Origin of the sequence: Phenylobacterium sp., assembly GCF_037138395.1 — a bacterium.
In the GTDB taxonomy this organism is placed as follows: domain Bacteria; phylum Pseudomonadota; class Alphaproteobacteria; order Caulobacterales; family Caulobacteraceae; genus Phenylobacterium.
This window is the reverse complement of record NZ_JBAXIM010000200.1, coordinates 1-3,773: the sequence shown is the minus strand read 5'-3', so window position 1 is coordinate 3,773 and position 3,773 is coordinate 1. Positions and strand designations below refer to the sequence as shown.

5 protein-coding genes are annotated in these 3,773 nt (G+C 71.1%); 2 read left to right on the top strand and 3 right to left on the bottom strand.

From position 1 onward, the window contains the following. From WCJ52_RS12150 to WCJ52_RS12140, 3 genes are all read right to left on the bottom strand, one after another. The coding region (locus tag WCJ52_RS12150) for an enoyl-CoA hydratase-related protein (RefSeq protein WP_336903572.1) at positions 1 to 516 on the bottom strand (516 nt) is incomplete at its 3' end. 109 nt (positions 517 to 625) lie between these two features. Continuing rightward, entirely contained in the window at positions 626 to 1,915 is a 1,290-nt protein-coding gene (locus WCJ52_RS12145) for a hypothetical protein (RefSeq protein ID WP_336903571.1), read from the bottom strand. A 4-nt stretch (positions 1,916 to 1,919) separates the two neighbouring features. Then, on the bottom strand, positions 1,920 to 2,171 hold the full coding sequence (locus tag WCJ52_RS12140; RefSeq protein WP_336903569.1) for a DUF3297 family protein: 252 nt from the start codon (positions 2,169 to 2,171) through the stop codon (positions 1,920 to 1,922). A 126-nt stretch (positions 2,172 to 2,297) separates the two neighbouring features. Between WCJ52_RS12140 and WCJ52_RS12135 the strand changes: the two genes are divergently transcribed. Together WCJ52_RS12135 and WCJ52_RS12130 are read left to right on the top strand one after the other, a co-directional pair. After that, on the top strand, positions 2,298 to 3,551 hold the full coding sequence (locus WCJ52_RS12135) for an acetyl-CoA C-acetyltransferase (protein ID WP_336903568.1): 1,254 nt from the start codon (positions 2,298 to 2,300) through the stop codon (positions 3,549 to 3,551). A 5-nt stretch (positions 3,552 to 3,556) separates the two neighbouring features. Next, entirely contained in the window at positions 3,557 to 3,766 is a 210-nt protein-coding gene (locus WCJ52_RS12130) for a hypothetical protein (RefSeq protein ID WP_336903567.1), read from the top strand. The last annotated feature ends 7 nt before the right edge of the window (positions 3,767 to 3,773 follow it).

The following is a 3,773-nucleotide window of genomic DNA, read 5'->3' as shown; positions in this document are numbered from 1 at the left end:
GCACCAGCGCAGGGCGGTGGGCAGGCCCACCAGCCGGGGCAGGAACCAGGCGCTACCGGCCTCGGGCACAAGACCCCGCCGGGCGAAGACGAAGCCCACCCGGGCACCCCTGGCCGCGATGCGGATGTCCATGGGCAGGGTCAGGGTGGCGCCGACCCCAACCGCCGCGCCGTTCAGGGCGGCGATGATGGGCTTGCGGCAGTTGAAGATGGCGCCGATGAAGCCGCCGCCCGAGCGTCGCCGCGCCGTCGTCCCGGCGTCGCCGAAGGCCACCGAGCCTTCGGCCTGGGAATCAAACGCGCTGGCGCCCGACGAGATGTCCGCCCCGGCGCAGAAGGCCCGGCCGGCGCCGGTGACGATGATCACCCGGACGCTGTCGTCCTCGTCGGCGCGGACAAAGGCGTCCTCGATCTCCAGGCCCATGGTCGCCGTGTAGGCGTTCAGCTTGTCCGGGCGGTTCAGGGTCAGGGTCAGCACCGGGCCGTCCTGTTCCCAGAGCAGGGTCTCGTAGGTCATGCGTCCTCCCCGGGGGCCGTGCCCCTCTGTCTCGCCAGCAATTGATGCGGCCTGACCCGCAGTCAATCAAGGGGGGGTCAAGCAAGAGGGGGGTAGGCAAGAGGGCGGCTTAGGCCTCGCCGAGGGCCTTCAGGATGGCGGCCTGGAAGCGGGGGAGCAGGCGCTCGACGAAGGCGGGGTCCAGGCAGCGGGCGTCGTCGAGGGGGGTGTGGTGGAAGCGGTGCGAGCCGAAGACGCCGAAGGCGGCGGGGTAGCCGGCCTTCAGGATCTCGGCCAGCTCGCCCGCCGCGGTGGGGCCGGCGGGGAGGGGGGCTTCCAGCCCGGCCTCGCCAGCGAAGGCTTCCTTCAGGGTTTCAACGAGATGGGCCGATCCCATCAGCACCCGGGCTGGGTCTGGGCGGTCGAGGGGCTCAAGGCCCTTGGGCGTCTGCGTCCAGTCCCGGGCGGCGATACCGGCACCCAGGTGGACCCACAGGGCCGTGCGCTCCGGTGCGGGCGCCTCCCGGTGCAGGAAGGCCTCGGCGCCCAGGTTCTCGTACTCATGGCCGCTGGCGCTCACGACGACGATGTCGTGCCGGGTCAGGGTCTTCGCCATCCAGGGCAAGAGGGCCATCCAGAGGGCGATCCCGGGGCCCCGCTCCCCAGCGCAGGTGAACCAGCCGGACCTCGGGGTCGACAGGACCACCGTCCGCCCCGCGCCCCGGTCGATCCGGCCGATCAGGTTGAAGGCCCGGTGCCGTCCGGTCTGGCCGTCGATCACGAGCCGGGCGGTCTGCCCCTCCCGGGCAGCGGCGAGGACCGGCCCGGCGTCCTTCGGGGCCAGGGCCAGGGTCGGGACCCCGAAGGGCGGCGCCCCGGCCGGCGCGTTCAGGGCGATGGCTTCGCCGGTCGGGCCGTTGGTGACGAGGATGAGGCCCGCGGCGCCGGTTCGCCGGACGGTCTCCGCGAGGGCCGCGATCTCGGCTTGCCGGACGCTCGACCAGCGGCGGGCGGGCAGGTCGGCCACCAGCAGGGCACCCCTGGGCGCATCCTCCCGGGCCAGGTCCAGCCGGGCGCGGACCCCCATCGGTCCAGTGACCCTGACGGGAGCCTGGGGCCAACCCTCCAGGGACACATCCCCCACCGTCAGGCGAACGGCAGTGAGGCTGCAGATCGGTGCCTCGAAGGCCTGCCTGCGGGTGCGGTAGCCGAACAGCCGCAGCCGGCTCTCCATCCAGGCGCCGGAGTCCGCATCGCCGGGTCCCCCCGAGGCCTTGCCGCCTATGGCGACCCAGGCCTCGAGGTCGGTGCGGATGGAGATCAGGTCCGGCGCTGCCATTGCGGAGGTCGCCAGGAGGGGGCTTGCCGCCGCCCCGGCGACCACGCCCCGGCGGGTGGGATCGACAGGCCCAGCCGCCACGGCCTCAGCTCTCGAACCAGGATTCGACGGGACCCTTGAGCAGCATGGTCATCTGCTTGCCGCGCCGGTCCACCGTCTTGCCGACGGCCAGGCGGACCCAGCCCTCGGAGACGCAGTACTCCTCGACATTGGTCTTCTCGGCCCCCTTGAAGCGCACGCCGACCCCCCGGGCGAGGACGGCGGCGTCGTGCCAGGGGCTGTCGGGGTCGACGCAGAGGCGGTCGGGGGGCGTGTCGGCGGCGGGGGTGTCGGTCATGCCCTCCTTCTAGCGCGCCTAGCCCGCCGCGCAAATCCAACGAAAGGGGCTTCCCTGACCCGGGGTCTGCCGGTCAAGATAGGTCCTCATCGCCGCAGGACGGCGCCAAGGAACGGGAGACGCAAGATGGGTGAAGCCTGGATCATCGACGCGGCGCGTACGCCGCGGGGTATTGGCAAGGTGGGCAAGGGTGCCCTGGCGGACTTCCACCCGCAGCACCTGGCCGCCACCGTCCTGAAGGGCATCGCCCAGCGCAACGACATCAAGACCGCTGAAGTCGACGACGTGATCTGGGGCACCTCGTCCCAGCGCGGCAAGCAGGGCAACGACCTGGGCCGCATGGCCGCCCTCGACGCTGGCTTCGACGTCCGCGCCAGCGGCATGACCCTGGACCGCTTCTGCGGCTCGGGCATCACCACGGTGAACCTGGCCGCCGCCCAGATCATGGCCGGCATGGAAGACCTGATCATCGCCGGCGGTACGGAAATGATGTCCTACACCGCCTCCAGCGCCCCGCAGGCCGCCGCCTTCTTCGACGGCCCGGCCCTGATGGACGCCGGTAACGCCCACCTGCGCAACCTGCACCCGCAGTCGCACCAGGGCGTCTGCGCCGACGCCATCGCGACGCTGGAGAATATCCCCCGCGAGGCCCTGGACGAGCTGGCCTATGTCAGCCAGCAGCGCGCTGCCCAGGCCATCAAGGAAGGCCGCTTCAGCCGCTCGCTGGTGCCGGTGCTCAACGAGGACGGCTCGGTGGCCCTCGACCACGAGGAGTTCCCCCGCCCCGAGACCACCCGTGAGGGCCTGGCCTCCCTGAAGGCCTCCTTCGAGGCCATGGCCAATGTGCCCATGGACAAGGACGGCACCACCCTGGCTGGCCTGATCCAGCGGGTCTATCCGGACCTGAAGATCACCCACGTCCATCACGCTGGTAACTCGTCAGGCGTGGTCGACGGCGCTGCGGCCGTCCTGCTCGCCTCGCCGGACTATGCCCGCCGCAACGGCCTCAAGCCCCGCGCCCGCGTCATCGCCATGGCCAATATGGGCGATAGCCCGACCCTGATGCTGAACGCCCCGGTCCCCGCCGCCCTGAAGGTGCTGAAGAAGGCCGGCCTGACGGTGGACGACATCGACCTGTGGGAAATCAACGAGGCCTTCGCCGTCGTCGCCGAGAAGTTCATCCGCGACCTCAAGCTCGACCGCGACAAGGTCAATGTGAACGGCGGCGCCATGGCGCTTGGCCACCCAATTGGTGCCACCGGCTCTATGCTGATCGGCACCGTGCTTGATGAGCTGGAGCGGCGCGACCTCAAGCGCGGCCTGGTCACCATGTGCGCCGCGGGTGGCATGGCTCCGGCCATCATCATCGAGCGGATGTAAGACCCTTGGACCTCGCCTGGAGTGACGCAGACCGCGCCTTCCGGGACGAGGTCCTCGCCTTTCTCGACACCGAGCTGACCCCGGACCTGCGCGCCAAAGGGCGGGCCATGACCAGCGTCTACGCCGACCCCGCCACCGGCATGGCTTGGCAACAAAAGCTGCACGCCCGCGGCTGGGTCGCCCCGCCTTGCCGCCGCGCCATCGCCGCCGCATAGTCTTGGA